This window comes from Streptomyces sirii, assembly GCF_045690365.1.
Classification (GTDB): domain Bacteria; phylum Actinomycetota; class Actinomycetes; order Streptomycetales; family Streptomycetaceae; genus Streptomyces; species Streptomyces sirii.
Map to the genome: position 1 here is coordinate 5,178,698 of NZ_CP147982.1, position 17,370 is coordinate 5,196,067.

Annotated in this window: 15 protein-coding genes; 13 read left to right on the plus strand and 2 right to left on the minus strand. The window is 70.7% G+C overall.

The annotated features are described in order from the left end of the window. Nucleotides 1-67 precede the first annotated feature (67 nt). Both WAB15_RS23445 and WAB15_RS23450 read left to right on the plus strand, forming a co-directional pair. The gene (locus WAB15_RS23445; RefSeq protein WP_399149464.1) at nucleotides 68-775 is read left to right on the plus strand and encodes a DedA family protein; all 708 of its coding nucleotides are present in this window, start codon (nucleotides 68-70) and stop codon (nucleotides 773-775) included. 171 nt (nucleotides 776-946) lie between these two features. Beyond that, nucleotides 947-2,656 carry a threonine/serine exporter ThrE family protein gene (locus WAB15_RS23450; protein ID WP_399149465.1) on the plus strand — a complete coding sequence of 570 codons (1,710 nt, stop codon included), beginning with the start codon at nucleotides 947-949 and terminating at the stop codon, nucleotides 2,654-2,656. Nucleotides 2,657-2,722: 66 nt separating this feature from the next. Here the strand turns inward: WAB15_RS23450 and WAB15_RS23455 are convergent, their stop codons facing one another. Beyond that, on the minus strand, nucleotides 2,723-3,217 hold the full coding sequence (locus WAB15_RS23455; protein WP_108151010.1) for an inorganic diphosphatase: 495 nt from the start codon (nucleotides 3,215-3,217) through the stop codon (nucleotides 2,723-2,725). Nucleotides 3,218-3,303: 86 nt separating this feature from the next. Here WAB15_RS23455 and dacB point away from each other — a divergent pair, with 86 nt between their 5' ends. The 6 genes from dacB to folE all read left to right on the plus strand — a co-directional run bounded on the left by dacB (nucleotide 3,304) and on the right by folE (nucleotide 11,321). Further along, complete coding sequence (gene dacB / locus WAB15_RS23460; RefSeq protein ID WP_407287450.1) at nucleotides 3,304-4,878, plus strand: D-alanyl-D-alanine carboxypeptidase/D-alanyl-D-alanine-endopeptidase; 1,575 nt, start codon at nucleotides 3,304-3,306, stop codon at nucleotides 4,876-4,878. A gap of 485 nt (nucleotides 4,879-5,363) precedes the next feature. Continuing rightward, entirely contained in the window at nucleotides 5,364-6,506 is a 1,143-nt protein-coding gene (locus WAB15_RS23465) for a zinc-dependent metalloprotease (RefSeq protein ID WP_399150772.1), read from the plus strand. 190 nt (nucleotides 6,507-6,696) lie between these two features. After that, a complete protein-coding gene (gene tilS / locus WAB15_RS23470) occupies nucleotides 6,697-7,704 on the plus strand; it encodes a tRNA lysidine(34) synthetase TilS (protein ID WP_399150773.1) in 1,008 nt (335 codons plus the stop codon). Between the two features lie 103 nt (nucleotides 7,705-7,807). After that, nucleotides 7,808-8,347: a hypoxanthine phosphoribosyltransferase gene (gene hpt, locus WAB15_RS23475; protein ID WP_399150806.1), complete on the plus strand. Its 540-nt coding sequence runs from the start codon at nucleotides 7,808-7,810 to the stop codon at nucleotides 8,345-8,347. Nucleotides 8,348-8,581: 234 nt separating this feature from the next. Further along, on the plus strand, nucleotides 8,582-10,594 hold the full coding sequence (gene ftsH / locus WAB15_RS23480; protein ID WP_407287451.1) for an ATP-dependent zinc metalloprotease FtsH: 2,013 nt from the start codon (nucleotides 8,582-8,584) through the stop codon (nucleotides 10,592-10,594). A 121-nt stretch (nucleotides 10,595-10,715) separates the two neighbouring features. Next, nucleotides 10,716-11,321 carry a GTP cyclohydrolase I FolE gene (gene folE / locus WAB15_RS23485; protein ID WP_399150775.1) on the plus strand — a complete coding sequence of 202 codons (606 nt, stop codon included), beginning with the start codon at nucleotides 10,716-10,718 and terminating at the stop codon, nucleotides 11,319-11,321. 57 nt (nucleotides 11,322-11,378) lie between these two features. On the opposite strand, the gene WAB15_RS23490 is transcribed toward folE, so the two are convergent. Next, on the minus strand, nucleotides 11,379-12,494 hold the full coding sequence (locus tag WAB15_RS23490) for an alpha/beta hydrolase (RefSeq protein ID WP_399150776.1): 1,116 nt from the start codon (nucleotides 12,492-12,494) through the stop codon (nucleotides 11,379-11,381). A 143-nt stretch (nucleotides 12,495-12,637) separates the two neighbouring features. Between WAB15_RS23490 and WAB15_RS23495 the strand changes: the two genes are divergently transcribed. From WAB15_RS23495 to folK, 5 genes are all read left to right on the plus strand, one after another. Beyond that, on the plus strand, nucleotides 12,638-14,485 hold the full coding sequence (locus WAB15_RS23495; RefSeq protein WP_399150777.1) for a phosphatidylglycerol lysyltransferase domain-containing protein: 1,848 nt from the start codon (nucleotides 12,638-12,640) through the stop codon (nucleotides 14,483-14,485). 107 nt (nucleotides 14,486-14,592) lie between these two features. After that, nucleotides 14,593-15,513, plus strand: coding sequence for a dihydropteroate synthase (folP, locus tag WAB15_RS23500; protein WP_399150778.1), 921 nt, complete (start codon nucleotides 14,593-14,595; stop codon nucleotides 15,511-15,513). 5 nt (nucleotides 15,514-15,518) lie between these two features. Then, nucleotides 15,519-15,989 (plus strand): nuclear transport factor 2 family protein, encoded by a 471-nt coding sequence (locus WAB15_RS23505; RefSeq protein ID WP_407287452.1) that lies wholly within the window; start codon nucleotides 15,519-15,521, stop codon nucleotides 15,987-15,989. 430 nt (nucleotides 15,990-16,419) lie between these two features. After that, nucleotides 16,420-16,779 (plus strand): dihydroneopterin aldolase, encoded by a 360-nt coding sequence (folB, locus tag WAB15_RS23510; RefSeq protein WP_393498688.1) that lies wholly within the window; start codon nucleotides 16,420-16,422, stop codon nucleotides 16,777-16,779. Next, nucleotides 16,776-17,369: a 2-amino-4-hydroxy-6-hydroxymethyldihydropteridine diphosphokinase gene (folK, locus tag WAB15_RS23515; protein ID WP_399150780.1), complete on the plus strand. Its 594-nt coding sequence runs from the start codon at nucleotides 16,776-16,778 to the stop codon at nucleotides 17,367-17,369. Before folB ends, folK begins: the two co-directional genes overlap by 4 nt. The last annotated feature ends 1 nt before the right edge of the window (nucleotide 17,370 follow it).

Genomic DNA, 17,370 nt, shown 5'->3' on the forward strand with positions numbered 1-17,370 from the left:
CCGCACACGCGCCTGCAACCCCGTCGCTCGCACGATCCGGCGCCCTCGACCCAGGAGCCTTCACCCCGTGAATACTCTCGCGCTCGGCCCCCAGTGGCTGGATCCGGACTATCTGATCGCGACTTTCGGCCTGATCGGCGTCCTGGTCATCGTCTTCGCGGAGTCCGGCCTGCTGATCGGCTTCTTCCTGCCGGGTGACTCGCTGCTGTTCACCACCGGTCTGCTGGTGACGACGAACAAGCTGGACAAGCCGCTGTGGCTGGTGTGCGCGCTGGTCGTGCTGGCCGCCGTCCTGGGCGACCAGGCCGGCTACCTCTTCGGCCGGAAGGTCGGGCCCTCGCTCTTCAAGCGCCCCGACTCCCGCCTGTTCAAGCAGGAGAACGTCGAGAAGGCGCACGACTTCTTCGAGAAGTACGGCCCCAAGTCGCTGATCCTGGCCCGCTTCGTGCCGATCGTGCGCACCTTCACGCCGATCGTCGCCGGTGTGAGCCGGATGAACTACCGCTCCTTCATCACCTTCAACATCATCGGCGGCACGCTGTGGGGCGCCGGCGTCACCCTGCTCGGCGCGCTGCTGGGGAACATCGAGTTCGTCCACAAGAACATCGAGATGATGCTGATCGCGATCGTGCTGATCTCCGTGGTCCCGATCGCCATCGAGTTCCTGCGCGCCCGCGGCAAGGCGAAGACGGAGCAGCCGGCGGCGGAATCCGGCCGCGCGCGGCCGCACGGCGCCCCGGCGGAGCCCCGCCGCGGCCGCCACGCCAAGCGCTGACGCGCCACGGGCAGGCCCGCCGGGCCCGTCCGCACCCGCCTCCGGCAAGGGCGCGGGCGGCCCGGCACCGCGCGGTGACCGGCTATGTACGCCCCGGGCAAGCGCGCCGACCCGGCATCAGGCATCGTGTCCTTGACCATCCCCCAGGAGGCCAACAAGGAGCGAAGACCTGTGGCGTCGGACCCACACGTATCGGAGCAGACAGGCGGACCCGAGGACCGCAAGCCCCTGTCGGACGAGGCGCACTCCGCCTTCACCCCGCCCCTCGGCGTCCCCTTGCCCCCGCCACCCGAGGAGGAGCACCCCACCTCCGAGTTCGCCCTCCCCACCGGTCTGCGTCCGGAGGCGCCGACCGAGCTGGAGGGATCCGCTTTCGCACCGCCCGGCGGCACCACCGGGCAGACCCCGCTGCCCACCCCCGTCGGCGCCACCGCCCTCAGTCTGGCGTTCACCCCGCCGCACGGCATCCCCGCGGTCAGCCTCACCAAGGAAGCCCCTTGGCAGGACCGGATGCGGACCATGCTGCGCATGCCGATCCACGAGCGCCCGATTCCCGAACGGGTGGAGCGCGGCGACGAGGAGACCGGCCCGGCCGTCCCCCGCGTGCTCGACCTGACGCTGCGTATCGGCGAGATCCTGCTGGCCGGCGGCGAGGGCGCCGAGGACGTCGAGGCCGCCATGTTCGGTGTCGCGCACGCCTACGGGCTGGAGCGGGTCGAGCCGACCGTCACCTTCACGCTGCTGTCGATCTCGTACCAGCCCTCACTGGTCGACGACCCGGTCACGGCCAGCCGGACGGTGCGCCGCCGCGGCGTCGACTACAACCGGCTGTCCGCGGTCTTCCGGCTCGTCGACGCCATCACCTCCGACGGCATCACCCTCGAAGAGGCCTACCGCGGTCTCGCCGAGATCCGCCGTAACCGCCACCCCTACCCGAGCTGGGCGCTGACGGTGGCCTCCGGACTCCTGTCCGGCGCCGCGTCCATGCTGGTCGGCGGCGGGCCGCTGGTGTTCCTCGCGGCCGCGGTGGGCTCGATGCTCGGCGACCGGCTGGCCTGGCTCGCGTCCGGGCGCGGGCTGCCGGAGTTCTACCAGTTCGTGGTCGCGGCGATGCCGCCCGCTGCCGTGGGCGTCGCCTTCGGCCTGGCCCACGCCAATGTGCAGGCGTCCGCGGTCATCACCGGTGGGCTGTTCGCCCTGATCCCGGGGCGGGCGCTGGTCGCCGGCGTCCACGACGGGCTGACCGGCTATTACATCACCGCCGCCGCCCGCCTGCTGGAGGTCGGCTACCTCATCGTCGGCATCGTCGTCGGCGTGCTCAGCGTGCTCTACATCGGACTGCAGCTGAACCCGGGACTCAAGCGGATCGACCCCGAGGAGGCACTGGGGATCTACAACGAGCCGCTGATGCAGATCATCGCGTCGATGCTGCTGGCGCTGGCGTTCTGCGTGCTGCTTCAGCAGGAACGTTCCACCGTCGCCTTCGCGACCCTGAACGGCGGCGTCGCCTGGGTGGTGTACGGCGCCCTCGTCTATGTCGCCGGCCTCAACCCGGTGCCCTCCACCGCCATCGCGGCCGGACTGGTCGGCCTCTTCGGCCAGTTGCTCTCCCGCTACCGCTATGCGTCCGCGCTGCCGTACGTCACCGCCGCCATCGGCCCGCTGCTGCCCGGTAGCGCCACATACTTCGGCCTGCTCAACTTCGCCCAGGGCCACCTGCCGCAGGGCCTGACGTCCCTGGTCCAGGCCGCTTCGCTGGCGCTGGCCATCGCCGTGGGGGTCAACCTCGGCGCCGAGGTCGCCCGGCTGTTCCTGCGCGCACCCACCATCCAGGAGGAGACCGGCGGCCGCCGCGCGGCCAAGCGCACCCGCGGGTTCTAGGGTCTGTCACGCACGACGGGCGGCACCCGACTGGGTGCCGCCCGTTCGCGTACGAAAATCAGCGCGTCAGTGCGCGCCGCCCTGCGCCTCGAGGCGCTTGTACGAGGCCTCGATCTCGGCCTCGGCCTCGGTGCGGCCGACCCAGTTGGCGCCCTCGACGGACTTACCGGGCTCCAGGTCCTTGTAGACCTCGAAGAAGTGCTGGATCTCCAGGCGGTCGAACTCCGACACGTGGTGGATGTCGCGCAGGTGCTCCACCCGCGGGTCGGACGCCGGGACGCACAGCAGCTTGTCGTCGCCGCCGGCCTCGTCCGTCATACGGAACATGCCGATGGCCCGGCACTTGATGAGGCAGCCGGGGAAGGTCGGCTCGTCCAGGATGACGAGGGCGTCCAGCGGGTCGCCGTCCTCGCCCAGGGTGTTCTCGACAAAGCCGTAGTCGGCCGGGTAGCTGGTCGAGGTGAAGAGTCGACGGTCCAGGCGGATCCGACCGGTCTCGTGGTCCACCTCGTACTTGTTCCGCGAACCCTTCGGGATCTCGATGGTGACGTCGAACTCCACGGGTGGCTCCTCCATGATCAACACATACGTCTGGTGATTAAGTGTCCCCCACGCAGGTGTGTGGTGGCGAAAGGGGCTGGTCCGAGGTGCCGGAGACCAGAACGTGGCAGGTCAGATGGCAGTCGGTGCAGCGCTCCGCGCGGGCGGCGACCCGCGCGGCGGGGCAGCGCGCACAGGCGGCGCCCGATGCCGCGCGGCAGGCCTGGCAGGCCATACCGCGCCACACCCAGCAGACCTGGCAGCTGACGGCGGTCTCCGCAGCCACCGGGCTGGCGGTCGCGATCGCCGCGGTGGCGGCGGCCGGCCCGTGGGACTCCGGTCAGCGTACGGCCGAGCGCGCGGAGGCGGCCGTGATGGACGGCTCCAGTGGTGAGCATCACGCCGCGGACCCCGGTGCCAAGCCCAGCGCACCTCCGGTGCTGCCCGCGCTCGGTGGCCCCACGCCCGGCTCCTCGGGCCGCGGTGCCGCCCCCGTCCCCACCAACGAGGGGCTGGGCGACGCGCTGGACCCGCTGCTCGAGGACCCGGCGCTGGGCCCGCTGCGCACCGCCTCCGTCCTCGACGTGGCCGCCGGCCGCGAGGTCTTCGGCGCCGGCCAGACCAAGCCCGCCACCCCGGCGTCCACCGTCAAGATCGCCACCGCGGTCGCGGCCCTGGCCACCCGCGGCCCCGATCACCGCATCGACACCACCGTCGTCATGGGCGGCAAGAACCGCATCGTGCTCGTGGGCGGCGGCGACCCCACCCTCACCGCCGGCGCCCCCCAGGCGGGCGCCGCCGAACAGCCCGCCAACCTGCGCACCCTCGCCGACGCCACCGCCCGTGCCCTCCAGCATCGCCACCTCACCAAGATCAGCCTCAGCTACGACGCCTCCGCCTACTCGGGCCCCGTCGAGCACCCCATCGGCCCCAACGAGAACCTCGCCCCGGTCACCGCGCTGATGGCCGACGAGGCGCGCCTGGACGACAGCGAACACGGCCCGGCACCCCGCGAGGCGGACCCGGCCGGCGCCGCCGCCCGCACCTTCGCCGACCTCCTCCACCAGCGCGGCATCACCGTCGACGGCGAGCCCTCCGCCGCCAAGGCCCCCGCGCGGCCCGACCGCCTCGCCACCGTCCGCTCCCTGCCGCTCTCCGCCCTCGTGGAGCGGATGCTCACCTACTCCGACAACGACATCGCCGAAGCGCTGGCCCGCCAGGCCGCCATCGGCTCCCGCCAGCCGGCCAGCTTCGCCGGCGCCGGCAAGGCCGTACGCACCGCCCTGGCCCGTCTCCGCCTGCCCCTCTCCGGCGCCGTCTTCGCGGACGGCAGCGGCCTGGACCGCGCCGACCGGGTCAGCGCCGCCCTGCTCTCCCGCCTCCTGATGACGGCCTCCGCCCCCGACCACGGCGCCCTGCGCCCGGTGGTCACCGGCCTGCCGGTGGCCGCGTTCACCGGCACCCTCAGCAACCGCTACGCGGGCCAGAGCGCCGGCGCCGGCGCCGTACGCGCCAAGACCGGCACCCTCACCGGCGTGAACACCCTCGCCGGCACCGTCGTCGACGCCGACGGCCGCCTCCTGGTCTTCGCCTTCATGACCACCGGCACGACGGACGCGCAGGGCGCGCAGCGGGCCCTGGACAATCTGGCGTCGGCGGTGGCCAATTGCGGATGCCGCTGACGCTTGGCGCTTGGCGCTTGGCCTGCTTCCCACGTTGTCGGCTGTCCCGCCGTGGTGGTTGTTCGCCGTTGCGCCTGCGGCGGGCGTTTGTGTGTCGGGTGCGGTGACAGCCCTACGGACTCCGTCCTACGGTCTGTCCCCTCCCGTGGGTGGGTGGGAAGAGGCCGGTGGGGGCGGGCCGAATCCGTCGACCGCGCGCGCACGAAGGCTGACGTTCACCCCCACGGTCTTTTTCCACCCACCCACGGGAGGGGGCGGGCCGGAGGGGTAGGGGTGTGGGACGTAAAGCGCAGCAGTCCCACACCCCTACCCCTCCGGCCCGTCACCGGCAGCCGAACAGCCCCGCGCAGCGGCAACAAGCCCGCCGCAGGCGAACCAAGCGAAACCACCACGGCGGGAAAGCCGACAACGTGGGAAGCAAGCCCAAGCGCAGCGAAACGCGGATCGGCTTACCAGCCATCTCCGTAGCCCCGTACGGTGAACTCATGACGAGCATCGGTGGAGCCGAGATGGTCGACTGGAATCTCGCGGTTGCGACCGCGACCCGTTTCGTGCGGCCGGGCCCGGAGGTGAGCCGGGACGAGGCGCGGGCGATCGTCGCCGAGCTGCGCAAGCACGCCAAGGCCTCCGAGGCGCATGTGCGCGCCTTCACGCGGATGGCACAGCCCGACGCGACGGGCGAGACGCCCCATGACACACCGGTTCTGGTCGTGGACCGGCCCGGCTGGATCAGGGCCAACGTCGCGGGGTTCCGTGCCGTGCTCAAGCCGCTGCTGGCCAAGATGGAGGACCGCCGCTCGACGGTCCCCGGTGGCGCGGTGCTCGGCGCGGTCGGCGGCAAGGTGACCGGCGTGGAGCTGGGCATGCTGCTGTCGTTCCTGGCGTCGCGGGTCCTCGGCCAGTACGAGACGTTCGCGCCGGCCTCCCGGAGCCTGCCGGCCGCGGCCCAGGGCGGCAGGCTGCTGCTCGTCGCGCCGAACATCGTCCATGTGGAGCGCGAGCTGGAGGTCGAGCCGCACGACTTCCGGCTGTGGGTGTGCCTCCACGAGGAGACCCACCGCACCCAGTTCACCGCCGTCCCGTGGTTGCGCGACCACATCGAGGGCGAGATCCAGTCGTTCCTCGGTGAGACCGACATCGATCCGGGCACCCTCCTGGAGCGGCTGCGCGAGGCCGCCCAGTCGCTGGCCGGCGCCAAGCCCGAGGGCGAGGAGGGCGAGGAGAGCCGCTCCCTCGTCGATCTGGTGCAGACACCGGCGCAGCGCGAGATCCTCGGGCGGTTGACGGCCGTGATGTCCCTTCTGGAGGGACACGCGGATTATGTGATGGATGGCGTGGGGCCCGATGTCGTGCCGTCGGTCGCCGAGATCCGGGAGAAGTTCCAAAAGCGGCGGGCGAGCGGTGCCGGCCGGCTCGACCTGGCGCTGCGTAAACTGCTCGGCCTGGACGCCAAGCTGCGGCAATACCGCGACGGAGAGCGCTTTGTGCGCGCGGTCGCGGAGGAGGTCGGCATGGACGGCTTCAACCGGGTCTGGACGTCGCCGAACACCCTCCCCACCAAACAAGAGATCGCCAAACCGGCGGACTGGATCGCGCGGGTGCACCGCAAGGCGGATGGGGCACCGTAGAGGAACGTTGTGAGCTGGGCACGCCGCGTGGCAGAAGAGCGCCCCTTCAATCACCCGTCTGAGGGACCGTTGGCGATGGATAGGCGTGCAATGCTCGGGGAACCGCTCGCCTCTGTCACCATCTAGGCACTCTGTGTGACGAAACGCCTTCACCGGCTGAGGCTCCCCAGCTGAACGATTGGAAACGGACATGGGTCCCCATCCAGCGGTCGCCGCGATACGCCTGGCGGTCCGCCGCGTACTCCACGACGTGCTCACCCACCACTGCGCACAGGACCGGCACGAGCCCCCGCTCGTGCTCGTCGCGTGCTCCGGCGGCGCCGATTCCATGGCGCTCGCCTCCGCTCTCGCTTTCGAGGCCCCCAAGCTGGGCGTCCGCGCCGGGGGCGTCACCATCGACCACGGCCTCCAGGAGGGCTCCGATCTCCGCGCCGCCGAGGTCGCCCTGCGGCTGCGGGCCCTGCGGCTGGACCCCGTAGAGGTCGTCGCCGTCACCGTGGGCCGCGAGGGCGGTCCCGAGGCCGCCGCCCGGGACGCCCGCTACGCCGCCCTCGATGCCACCGCCGAGCGCCACGGCGCCGCCGCGATCCTCCTCGGCCACACCCGCGACGACCAGGCCGAGACGGTGCTCCTCGGCCTCGCCCGCGGCTCCGGCACCCGCTCGCTCTCCGGGATGGCCGCGAGCTCCGGTACGGACGGCCGCTACCGGCGCCCCTTCCTGGACGTCGACCGTCAGACCGCCCGCAAGGCCTGCCTGATCCAGTCGCTGCCCGTCTGGGACGACCCGCACAACACCGACCCGGCCTACACCCGCTCACGGCTGCGCCACGAAGGGCTGCCCGCCCTGGAGAAGGCACTCGGCAAGGGCGTCGTCGAGGCGCTGGCCCGCACCGCCCAGCTCTCCCGCGACGACGCCGACGCACTGGACGCCTGGGCCGCCGCGGCCGAGGGCACGGTGCTCGACGACTCCGGCACCCTCGACGTCGCCGCCCTGTTCGCCCTGCCGCCCGCGGTCCGCCGCCGGGTGCTGCGCCGGGCGGTCATCGCCGCCGGTTCTCCGGCCGGTTCGCTCTTCGCCCGCCACATCGAGGAAGTGGACCGGCTGATCACCGCCTGGAGGGGGCAGGGGGCCATCAACCTCCCCGGGCGCGTGGGTGTCCGCCGGCAGGGTGGCAGACTGGTCATTCGGCAGGGCTGAGCCGCAGACGCCGCCCGGCCTGTGAAGTCACACGACTTCTGCAGTCTCACGACTGGCGTGAACACCGAACCGAGCGAGAGTGGCACGGGTGGACGACAAGGACATGGGCGCCGACCTTCAGGCGGTACTCATCACCAAGGAAGAGATCGACGCGAAGCTGGCGGAGCTGGCCGCGAAGATCGACGCGGAGTACGCGGGCAAGGACCTGCTCATCGTCGGCGTCCTCAAGGGCGCCGTGATGGTGATGGCGGACCTGGCGCGTGCGCTGTCCACCCCGGTCACGATGGACTGGATGGCCGTGTCCTCCTACGGCGCGGGCACCCAGTCCTCCGGCGTGGTCCGCATCCTCAAGGACCTGGACACCGACATCAAGGGCAAGCACGTCCTGATCGTCGAGGACATCATCGACTCCGGCCTGACGCTGTCGTGGCTGCTGTCCAACCTCGGCTCGCGCGAGCCCGCCTCCCTTGAGGTGTGCACGCTGCTGCGCAAGCCGGACGCGGCCAAGGTCGCCATCGACGTGAAGTGGATCGGCTTCGACATCCCCAACGAGTTCGTCGTCGGCTACGGCCTGGACTTCGCGGAGAAGTACCGCAATCTGCCGTTCGTCGGCACCCTCGCCCCGCACGTCTACGGCGGCTGAGACCGCCACTTCCGACCGGCGGGAACCCTTTCGGGCTTCCCGCCGTTGGAGCAGGGAGAACGGAATCCTCGGCTTCATGTTCACTGTCGGCGCAGGCGCCGGGTGACAATGCTGGGGTACCGTCCGAAGGCAGTTCTTTTTCGGGCCAGTAATACACCGTCGCACGACCAGCCCTCAGAGGGCGTTGTGCCTCACTGTGGCAGGAGGGACGGGGCCGCTAACGGCTCCGTATGGATGGACGTGAAGCGATACTTCCGTGGGCCGGTCATGTGGATCGTGCTGGCCGTCCTCGCCGTGGTCGTGTTGATGCAGGTCGTCGGCTCGTCCGGCGGCTACAAAACGGTGGACACCGGTCAGGTCGTCAAGGCGATCGCTGACAACAAGGTGAAGTCCGCCGAGCTGACGACCGGTGACGAGAACAAGATCAAGGTCGAGCTGTCCGGCTCCAACAAGGTCGACGGCTCCAACAAGATCCAGGCGAGCTACATCGGCGACCAGGGCGTCGATCTGGCGAAGAACCTGCAGGCCAAGTACCAGACCGGCGAAATCAAGGACGGGTACACCGTCTCGCCGTCGAAGCAGAACCCGTTCGTCGGTGTGCTGCTCTCGCTGCTCCCCTTCGTCCTCATCGTGGTCGTCTTCCTGTTTCTGATGAACCAGATGCAGGGCGGCGGCTCCCGGGTGATGAACTTCGGGAAGTCGAAGGCGAAGCTGATCACCAAGGACACCCCCAAGACGACCTTCTCGGACGTCGCCGGGTCGGACGAGGCCGTCGAGGAGCTCCACGAGATCAAGGAGTTCCTGCAGGAACCGGCCAAGTTCCAGGCCGTCGGCGCCAAGATCCCCAAGGGCGTGCTGCTGTACGGCCCGCCCGGAACGGGCAAGACGCTGCTGGCGCGCGCCGTCGCCGGCGAGGCGGGCGTCCCGTTCTACTCGATCTCCGGCTCCGACTTCGTCGAGATGTTCGTCGGTGTCGGTGCCTCCCGGGTCCGCGACCTCTTCGAGCAGGCCAAGGCGAACGCCCCGGCGATCGTCTTCGTCGACGAGATCGACGCGGTGGGCCGCCACCGTGGCGCGGGTCTCGGCGGCGGTCACGACGAGCGCGAGCAGACGCTGAACCAGCTGCTCGTCGAGATGGACGGCTTCGACGTGAAGGGCGGCGTCATCCTGATCGCCGCCACGAACCGTCCGGACATCCTCGACCCGGCGCTGCTGCGCCCCGGCCGCTTCGACCGGCAGATCGCCGTCGACCGTCCGGACCTGCAGGGCCGTCTGGAGATCCTCAAGGTCCACCAGAAGGGCAAGCCGGTCGCGCCGGACGTCGACCTCTCGGCCGTCGCCAAGCGCACCCCCGGCTTCACCGGTGCCGATCTGTCGAACGTCCTGAACGAGGCCGCGCTGCTGACGGCCCGGAGCGACGAGAAACTGATCAACAACCACTTCCTGGACGAGGCGATCGACCGCGTCGTGGCCGGCCCGCAGAAGCGGACCCGGATCATGTCCGAGAAGGAGAAGAAGATCACCGCGTACCACGAGGGCGGACACGCCCTGGTCGCGGCGGCCTCACCGAACTCCGACCCGGTCCACAAGATCACGATCCTGTCCCGCGGCCGGGCCCTGGGCTACACCATGGTCCTGCCCGACGAGGACAAGTACTCCACCACCCGCAACGAGATGCTCGACCAGCTGGCGTACATGCTGGGCGGCCGCGCGGCGGAGGAGCTGGTCTTCCACGACCCGACCACCGGTGCCGCGAACGACATCGAGAAGGCCACGGCCACGGCCCGCGCGATGGTCACGCAGTACGGCATGACCGAGCGGCTCGGCGCGATCAAGTTCGGCACCGACAACTCCGAGCCCTTCCTGGGCCGTGAGATGGGTCACCAGCGCGACTACTCCGAAGAGGTCGCCGCGCTGGTCGACGAGGAAGTCAAGAAGCTGATCGAGACCGCGCACAACGAGGCGTGGGAGATCCTGGTCGAGAACCGCGACATCCTCGACAACCTCGTGTTGACGCTCCTGGAGAAGGAGACGCTCAACAAGGAGGAGATCGCCGAGCTCTTCAAGCACGTGGTCAAGCGCCCGGCCCGCCCGGCGTGGACCGGCTCCTCGCGTCGTACGCCCTCCAGCCGCCCGCCGGTGCTGTCGCCCAAGGAGCTGGCCCCGGCCAACGGCTCCGTGACGACGACGGCCACCGTCTCGACGGAGAAGGCGGAGGCTCCCGAGGAGCCGCGCACGGAGAGCTGACCTCCCCGGGCCATTCGGCCCCCGGAATAAATGCCGCGTCCCTCAGGCTTAGTCTGGGGGGCGCGGCATTTCGCGATTCCACCCGTGATGCTGAGCGGGCGCAGAAGGAACGAGGCACCACATGACCGACCCTGTGACGCTGGACGTCGGCGGCAAGATCGGCACGTTCGACGAGAAGCGTGCGGAGAACGCCGTTCGCGAGCTGCTCATCGCGGTGGGCGAGGACCCGGACCGCGAGGGGCTGCTGGAGACGCCGGCGCGGGTGGCACGGGCGTACAAGGAGATCTTCGCCGGCCTGTGGCAGAAGCCGGAGGACGTGCTGACGACCACCTTCGACCTGGGCCATGACGAGATGGTGCTGGTCAAGGACATCGAGCTGGTCTCCAGCTGCGAGCACCACCTGGTGCCGTTCGTCGGCGTGGCGCATGTCGGCTACATCCCGTCCACCGACGGCAAGATCACCGGCCTGTCGAAGCTGGCCCGGCTGGTCGATGTCTTCGCCCGCCGTCCGCAGGTCCAGGAGCGGTTGACGACGCAGATCGCGGACTCCCTGATGGAGATCCTGGAGCCGCGCGGCGTGATCGTCGTCATCGAGTGCGAGCACATGTGCATGACAATGCGCGGGGTGCGCAAGCCGGGTGCCAAGACCACGACGTCGGCCGTCCGCGGCCAGCTGCGGGACGCGGCGACGCGGGCCGAGGCTATGAGCCTGATACTGGCGCGCTGACGCCCCGGGGCGTCTCCGTCGCGGCGGGTACGTACTCCGCCGCGACGGCTCTGCCCGTCAGGCCTTCAGGTGGTTGCCCATCCACTGCAGGGCTGCCGGGATCTCGCGGCGCCAGGTGTTGAAGTTGTGCCCGCCGCTGTCGAGGATGATCGACGACACGCGGCTGGGCGACTTCGTCTGCTCGATGAAGCGCAGCGTGTGCCGGTAGTTGCTCTCGCCCTGCTTGCTGCTGGTGACCAGCAGGTTCACCGGCGGAGCGGGCATGTTGCGCTGTCGCCACAGCAGGTCGTTCTCCAGCTCCAGCCGCTTGCTGCCGCCGAAGAGCGGGCCGGTGGTGGCGTCCAGCGGCGCCTTGTACGAGCCGGAGAGCGAGACCGCCGAGGAGTACGCCTCGGGGTGGCGCATGGTCATCTTCAGCGCGCAGTAGCCGCCGGTGGAGTCGCCCATGACTCCCCAGTTCCTGGCCTCGCGACCTATTCGGTAGTGCTCGGCGATATCCGCGCGCAGGTCCTTGGTGAAGAACGTCTCGGTCTGCGGGCCGTTCGGTATGTCGACGCACTCGGTGTCGCGGGGCGGCGCCACGGTCGGCCGCATCATCACCAGGACGGTCGGCTGCATCTTGCGCTGTTTGAGCAGCTCGTGCTGGGTCTGCGGGAAATGCAGCTTCTTGTACAGGGCCTCTGCCGTGCCCGGGTAGCCCGTGAGCACCAACGCCGCCGGGAATTTCTTGTTCGCGTATTTCTTCTGGAAGTACTGCGGCGGCAGATACACGAATGCGGGGCTGGCGATCCTGGAATGCTCGCCCTGGATCAGCACCTTGTCGATCCGGCCGGCGGCTGCCGGCCGGGAGCCGTTCTGGACGCTGATGCGCTCGGTGCCCAGCATCCGCAGCTTGGTGCCGTTCGGCCCGGTCTGGTAGTTCGTCACCACGCCCGGCTCCTGCTCCTGGCCGAAGAGGTCGGCCCAGGACGCGTAGAAGCCGAAGGAATTGTTGGCGGACAGGCCGACCGCGGCGAACACGGTGAGCTGGGTCGCCAGCAGGAGTCCGACGCGCCCCAGGACGGTGCGCCAGTTCCCCTTGGACAGGCGCGGCCAGAGCCAGATGGTGAGGATGAAAAGTGCCACCGCGACGAGGACGGCAAGAAGCAGCACTTTCTTGCTGGTGAGACCCATGAGGTGCTTTCTTCCGGGCGGCCGGGCCATCCCCGTGCCGCTATGGGAACCCCGAGCCCTGAAACGCCGTCATACAGGGCGCAAAAAGTCCAGATGCTGCGACAAGGCTCGCACGTTCTCTCGACCGGGGCGACGGGAAAGTGATGTCTGACAGGCTAGATGGCGAAAAGTCGGGGAAGGTTGCGTGGCGCACGCCACGCTGGCTCCGTGGCCCGCGGCCCGAGTCGGTGCCGGGGGTCGTCGGGACGGCCGGAGTGATCGTCGGCCTGTTGAACCTGGCCGCCGGGGTGTTTCCGCGGTTCCGGCACAGCCGGGTGCACGCCCTGGCCGAGGTGCTGCCGGGCGCGGTGAGTCCGCTGGCGGCCGCCGCCTCCATCGTCGTCGGCATCCTGCTGCTCCTGCTGGCCCATGGACTCAAGCGGCGTAAGCGACGGGCCTGGGGCGCGGCCGTGGCGCTGCTCCCGGTGGGGATCGCCGCTCAGCTGGTGTACCGCCACTCCGTCTTCGGAGCGCTGCTCTCGCTGGCGCTGCTGGTGTTCCTGGTGTGGCACCGGCGGGAGTTCGCGGCCCTGCCCGACCCCCGCAGCCGCTGGAAGGCGGTGGCCAACCTCGTCGTCCTCGGCGGCGCCTGCTTCGCCATCGGCATGGTGATCGTCAGCTCCCACCCCCACAAGATCGTCGGTTCGCCGTCCTTCTGGGAGCGCGCCCAGCACGTCCTGTGGGGCCTGTTCGGCTTCGAGGGCCCGGTCGGCTACACCCACCAGGTCGACTACACCGTCGGCTACTCGCTGGGCGCGCTGGGCCTGCTGACCGTGGCCACCACCGCGTACCTCGCCTTCCGCCCCGAGCACCCGGCGGCCCGGCTGACCGACGAGGACGAGCAGCGGCTGCGCGAGCTGCTCGCCCGGCACGGCGCCCGGGACTCGCTCGGCTACTTCGCGTTGCGCCGGGACAAGGGCGCGGTCTTCTCCCCGTCGGGCAAGGCCGCGGTCTGCTACCGGGTGATCTCCGGCGTGATGCTCGCCAGCGGCGACCCGATAGGCGACGTCGAGGCCTGGCCGGGCGCCATCGAGCGCTTCATGGAGGAGGCGCGGGCGCACTCCTGGACGCCGGCGGTCACCGGCTGCAGTGAGACCGGCGGCCAGGTGTGGACCCGGGAAACCGGCATGGACGCCCTGGAACTCGGCGACGAGGCCATCGTGGACGTGGCCGACTTCACCCTCTCCGGGCGCGCGATGCGCAATGTGCGGCAGATGGTCAAGCGGATCGAGCGCAACGGCTACGAGACCCGGGTGCGGCGGGTGCGCGATCTGGACCCGGCCGAGCTGACCCGGATCCAGCAGGCCGCCGACGCCTGGCGGGACACCGACACCGAGCGCGGCTTCTCCATGGCGCTGGGCCGGATCGACGCCGTGGCCGACGGCGACGCGGTGATCGCCACCGCGCATCTGCCCGTCGCCGAGGGCGAGGAGCCCGGCCCCTACGGGGATCTGAAGGCGATGCAGCACTTCGTGCCGTGGGGCGACAACGGCATCTCCCTGGAGCTGATGCGGCGTGACCGCAGCGCCGACCCCGGCATGAACGAGCTGCTGATCGTCGCCGCGCTGCAGGCCGCACCCGACCTCGCCATCAAGCAGGTGTCGCTGAACTTCGCGGTCTTCCGCTCCTCCCTGGAGCGCGGTGAGAAGCTCGGTGCGGGTCCGGTCATCCGGATCTGGCGGGGGATGCTGATCTTCCTGTCCCGCTGGTACCAGATCGAGTCGCTCTACAAGTTCAACGACAAGTTCCGGCCACGCTGGGAGCCCCGCTTCGTGGTCTTCCGCAACAGTCGCGACATTCCGCGCATCGGTTTGGCGGCACTGCAGGCCGAGGGCTATCTGGAGCTGGGCCTGCCGCGCGTACTGCGCCGCAGGAACGCCGCCGAGCCGCGGCCGTGCGCGCACACCGTGGAGCCGGTCCACGCGGCGGGCGCGATCGAGCGGGCCGCCTGACGGGCACCCGACCCGGCCGCCCGGGGCCACGACGGCCCGGAGGCTGGCGCGTACCGGCACGCGACGGCCGCAATCCGGCCGGTCGGCACACGGCCTACGCTGGTGCCATGAGTACCTTGCGTGGCCGGGTGGCCGGACTGCCGGACTGGGACCGCTGCGCGGTGATGGGCGTCGTGAACGTGACGCCCGATTCGTTCTCCGACGGCGGCGAGTGGTTCGACACCGAACTCGCCGTCAAACACGGTCTCGACCTGGTGGCGCAGGGCGCCGACATCGTCGACGTGGGCGGCGAGTCGACCCGGCCGGGCGCGGCGCGGGTGGACGAGGCCGAGGAGCTGCGCCGGGTCGTCCCGGTCGTCCGGGAGCTGGCCGCGGCCGGCGTGGTGGTCTCCGTCGACACCATGCGCGCCTCGGTGGCCGAGCAGGCGGTCGAGGCCGGGGCGCGGCTGGTCAACGACGTCAGCGCGGGCGCCGCCGACCCGGCGATGGTGCCGGTGGTGGCCGCCCACCACGTCCCGTTCGTCGTGATGCACTGGCGCGGCCAGTCCATCGACATGAACAACCGCGCCGTCTACGGGGACGTGGTCGCGGAGGTCGTCGAGGAGCTCGCGCAGGCCATGGACCGCGCGGTGTCCGGCGGCATCGACCCGGACCGGATCGTCATCGACCCGGGGCTCGGCTTCGCCAAGGAGGCCGGGCACGATCTGGCGCTGGTCGCCCAGCTGGCGCGGCTGCGGGCGCTGGGACGGCCGCTGCTGGTGGCGGCTTCGAGGAAACGGTTCCTGGGCAGGGTGCTGGCGGGCGGTGAGGGAGCCGCCCCGCCGCCGGCCCGGGAGCGGGACGCCGCGACGGCGGCGGTATCGGCGATGGTGGCGCGAGAGGGGGCCTGGGCGGTGCGGGTGCACGAGGTCAGGGCGAGCGCGGACGCGGTACGGGTGGCCCGTGCCGTGGAGGGTGCGGCGATGTCCGCCCATGGGGGCGCGGCCGCTGCCGGCGGGACGACGGCGAAGACGACGGGAACGGTGTGAGCGGCTTGGGCCCGCAGACGGACATCGAGCTGGTCGAGCAGGCGAACACGACCCTGTACGAGACCATCGAGCGCGGCGATCACGAAGCGCTGTCCGAGCTGTGGCTGGACGGTCAGGTGAGTGTGGTCCACCCCGGGTGGCCGGTGTTGCGCGGGCGCGGCGAGGTGCTCCGCTCGTACGCCCTGATCATGGCGAACACCGAGTACATCCAGTTCTTCCTCACGGACGTGGAGATCGATGTCATCGGCGACACCGCGCTGGTGACCTGCACCGAGAACATCCTCAGCGGCGGGCCCGCCGAGGACGACGGCTCGGTGGGGCCGCTGATCGGCCAGCTGGTCGTCGCGACCAACGTCTTCCGGCGCACGGAGCACGGCTGGCGGGTGTGGTCGCACCACGGCTCGCCGGTGCTGGCGGACCGCGAGGACGAGGAGGACGAGGAAGGGGAGGGCGAGGGCGACGAGGACGCCCTGTGAACGCGTCCGCGGGCGTGCCCCGGGCGTACGCCCGCTGAAAGGGCTCTGCCGAGGGGCGGGGCCGGGCGGGGCGGCGTGTGAGCCTTGCCATGGCCGCCCGCCCTTGCGCTCACGGCGTTGGCCTGCGCAAAGCGTCAGCGGCGGGCGTCAGCGATCCGGGCGAGGGCGCACCCGTTCGAGCCAAGTGCGGCACGGGTAGGGGTGGGGCGTGGGCAGGGGGGTAAGAGGCCGCGCGGACGATCTCCCGGCCCGCGGGTGCGCCGCGCCTAGCAGTAGGTCGGGGTCTTGTCCATAGCCCCCGTGGGCGAGGACTGTCGGTGCCCGAAGGTAGATTCGATGGCGGGGCAGTGTTGCCGGATCGCTCCGGCGCCTGCCCGGAACCGACGATCAGTGGCGCCAGAGGTGCCGTGGACCAGTGGGAGTGATTCGCGTGGATCGTGTCGCGCTGCGTGGCCTTAAGGCCCGGGGCCACCACGGGGTTTTCCCCCGTGAGCGCGAGGAAGGCCAGACCTTCATCGTCGACCTGGTCCTCGGTCTGGACACCCGCCAGGCGGCAGCCTCCGATGATCTCGCGAAGACCGTGCACTACGGGGTCGTGGCCGAGGAGGTGGTGGCCGTCGTGGAGGGCGAGCCCGTGGACCTCATCGAGACCTTGGCCGAGCGCATCGCCGACCAGTGCCTCAAGCACGAGGGCGTGCAGGAAGTGGAGGTGGTGGTGCACAAGCCGGACGCGCCGATCACCGTCCCCTTCGACGACGTGACCATCACCATCACTCGGAGCCGAGTATGAGCAGCAGTGACCCGACCGTACAGCCGGTGCCCGCCTCGGTGGTGGAGCAGGTTGACGCCGCCGACGTGACGCTCTCCAACCCCAAACGCGCCGTGATCTCCCTCGGCAGCAACCTCGGCAACCGCCTGGAGACCCTCCAGGGGGCCGTCGACGCGCTGGAGGACACCCCCGGCCTGCGGGTCAAGGCGGTCTCCCCGGTGTACGAGACCGAGCCGTGGGGTGTGGCGCCGGGCAGCCAGCCGTCGTACTTCAACGCCGTGGTGCTGATCAAGACGACGCTGCCGCCGGACTCCCTCCTGGAGCGCGGACACGCGATCGAGGAGGCCTTCGAGCGGGTCCGCGACGAGCGCTGGGGCCCGCGCACGATCGACGTGGACATCGTCGCCTATCAGGACGTCCTCTCCGACGACCCGCGGCTGACGCTGCCGCACCCGCGCGCCCATGAGCGGGCGTTCGTGCTGGTGCCGTGGCACGACATCGACCCCGAAGCGGTGGTCCCCGGGCGCGGCGCGGTGACCGAACTCCTCTCCTCGATCGGACGCACCGGCGTGGCGCCGCGGGCGGATCTGGAACTGCGGCTGCCGGAGTAGC

Bases quoted from the DNA above. Each gene is read 5' to 3' on its own strand.
- WAB15_RS23495 (WP_399150777.1), top strand. From the start codon at position 12,638: ATGTCTGACAGGCTAGATGGCGAAAAGTCGGGGAAGGTTGCGTGGCGC.
- WAB15_RS23490 (WP_399150776.1), bottom strand. From the start codon at position 12,494: ATGGGTCTCACCAGCAAGAAAGTGCTGCTTCTTGCCGTCCTCGTCGCG.
- ftsH (WP_407287451.1), top strand. From the start codon at position 8,582: ATGGACGTGAAGCGATACTTCCGTGGGCCGGTCATGTGGATCGTGCTG.
- folP (WP_399150778.1), top strand. From the start codon at position 14,593: ATGAGTACCTTGCGTGGCCGGGTGGCCGGACTGCCGGACTGGGACCGC.
- tilS (WP_399150773.1), top strand. From the start codon at position 6,697: ATGGGTCCCCATCCAGCGGTCGCCGCGATACGCCTGGCGGTCCGCCGC.
- WAB15_RS23465 (WP_399150772.1), top strand. From the start codon at position 5,364: ATGACGAGCATCGGTGGAGCCGAGATGGTCGACTGGAATCTCGCGGTT.
- folK (WP_399150780.1), top strand. From the start codon at position 16,776: ATGAGCAGCAGTGACCCGACCGTACAGCCGGTGCCCGCCTCGGTGGTG.
- hpt (WP_399150806.1), top strand. From the start codon at position 7,808: ATGGGCGCCGACCTTCAGGCGGTACTCATCACCAAGGAAGAGATCGAC.
- folE (WP_399150775.1), top strand. From the start codon at position 10,716: ATGACCGACCCTGTGACGCTGGACGTCGGCGGCAAGATCGGCACGTTC.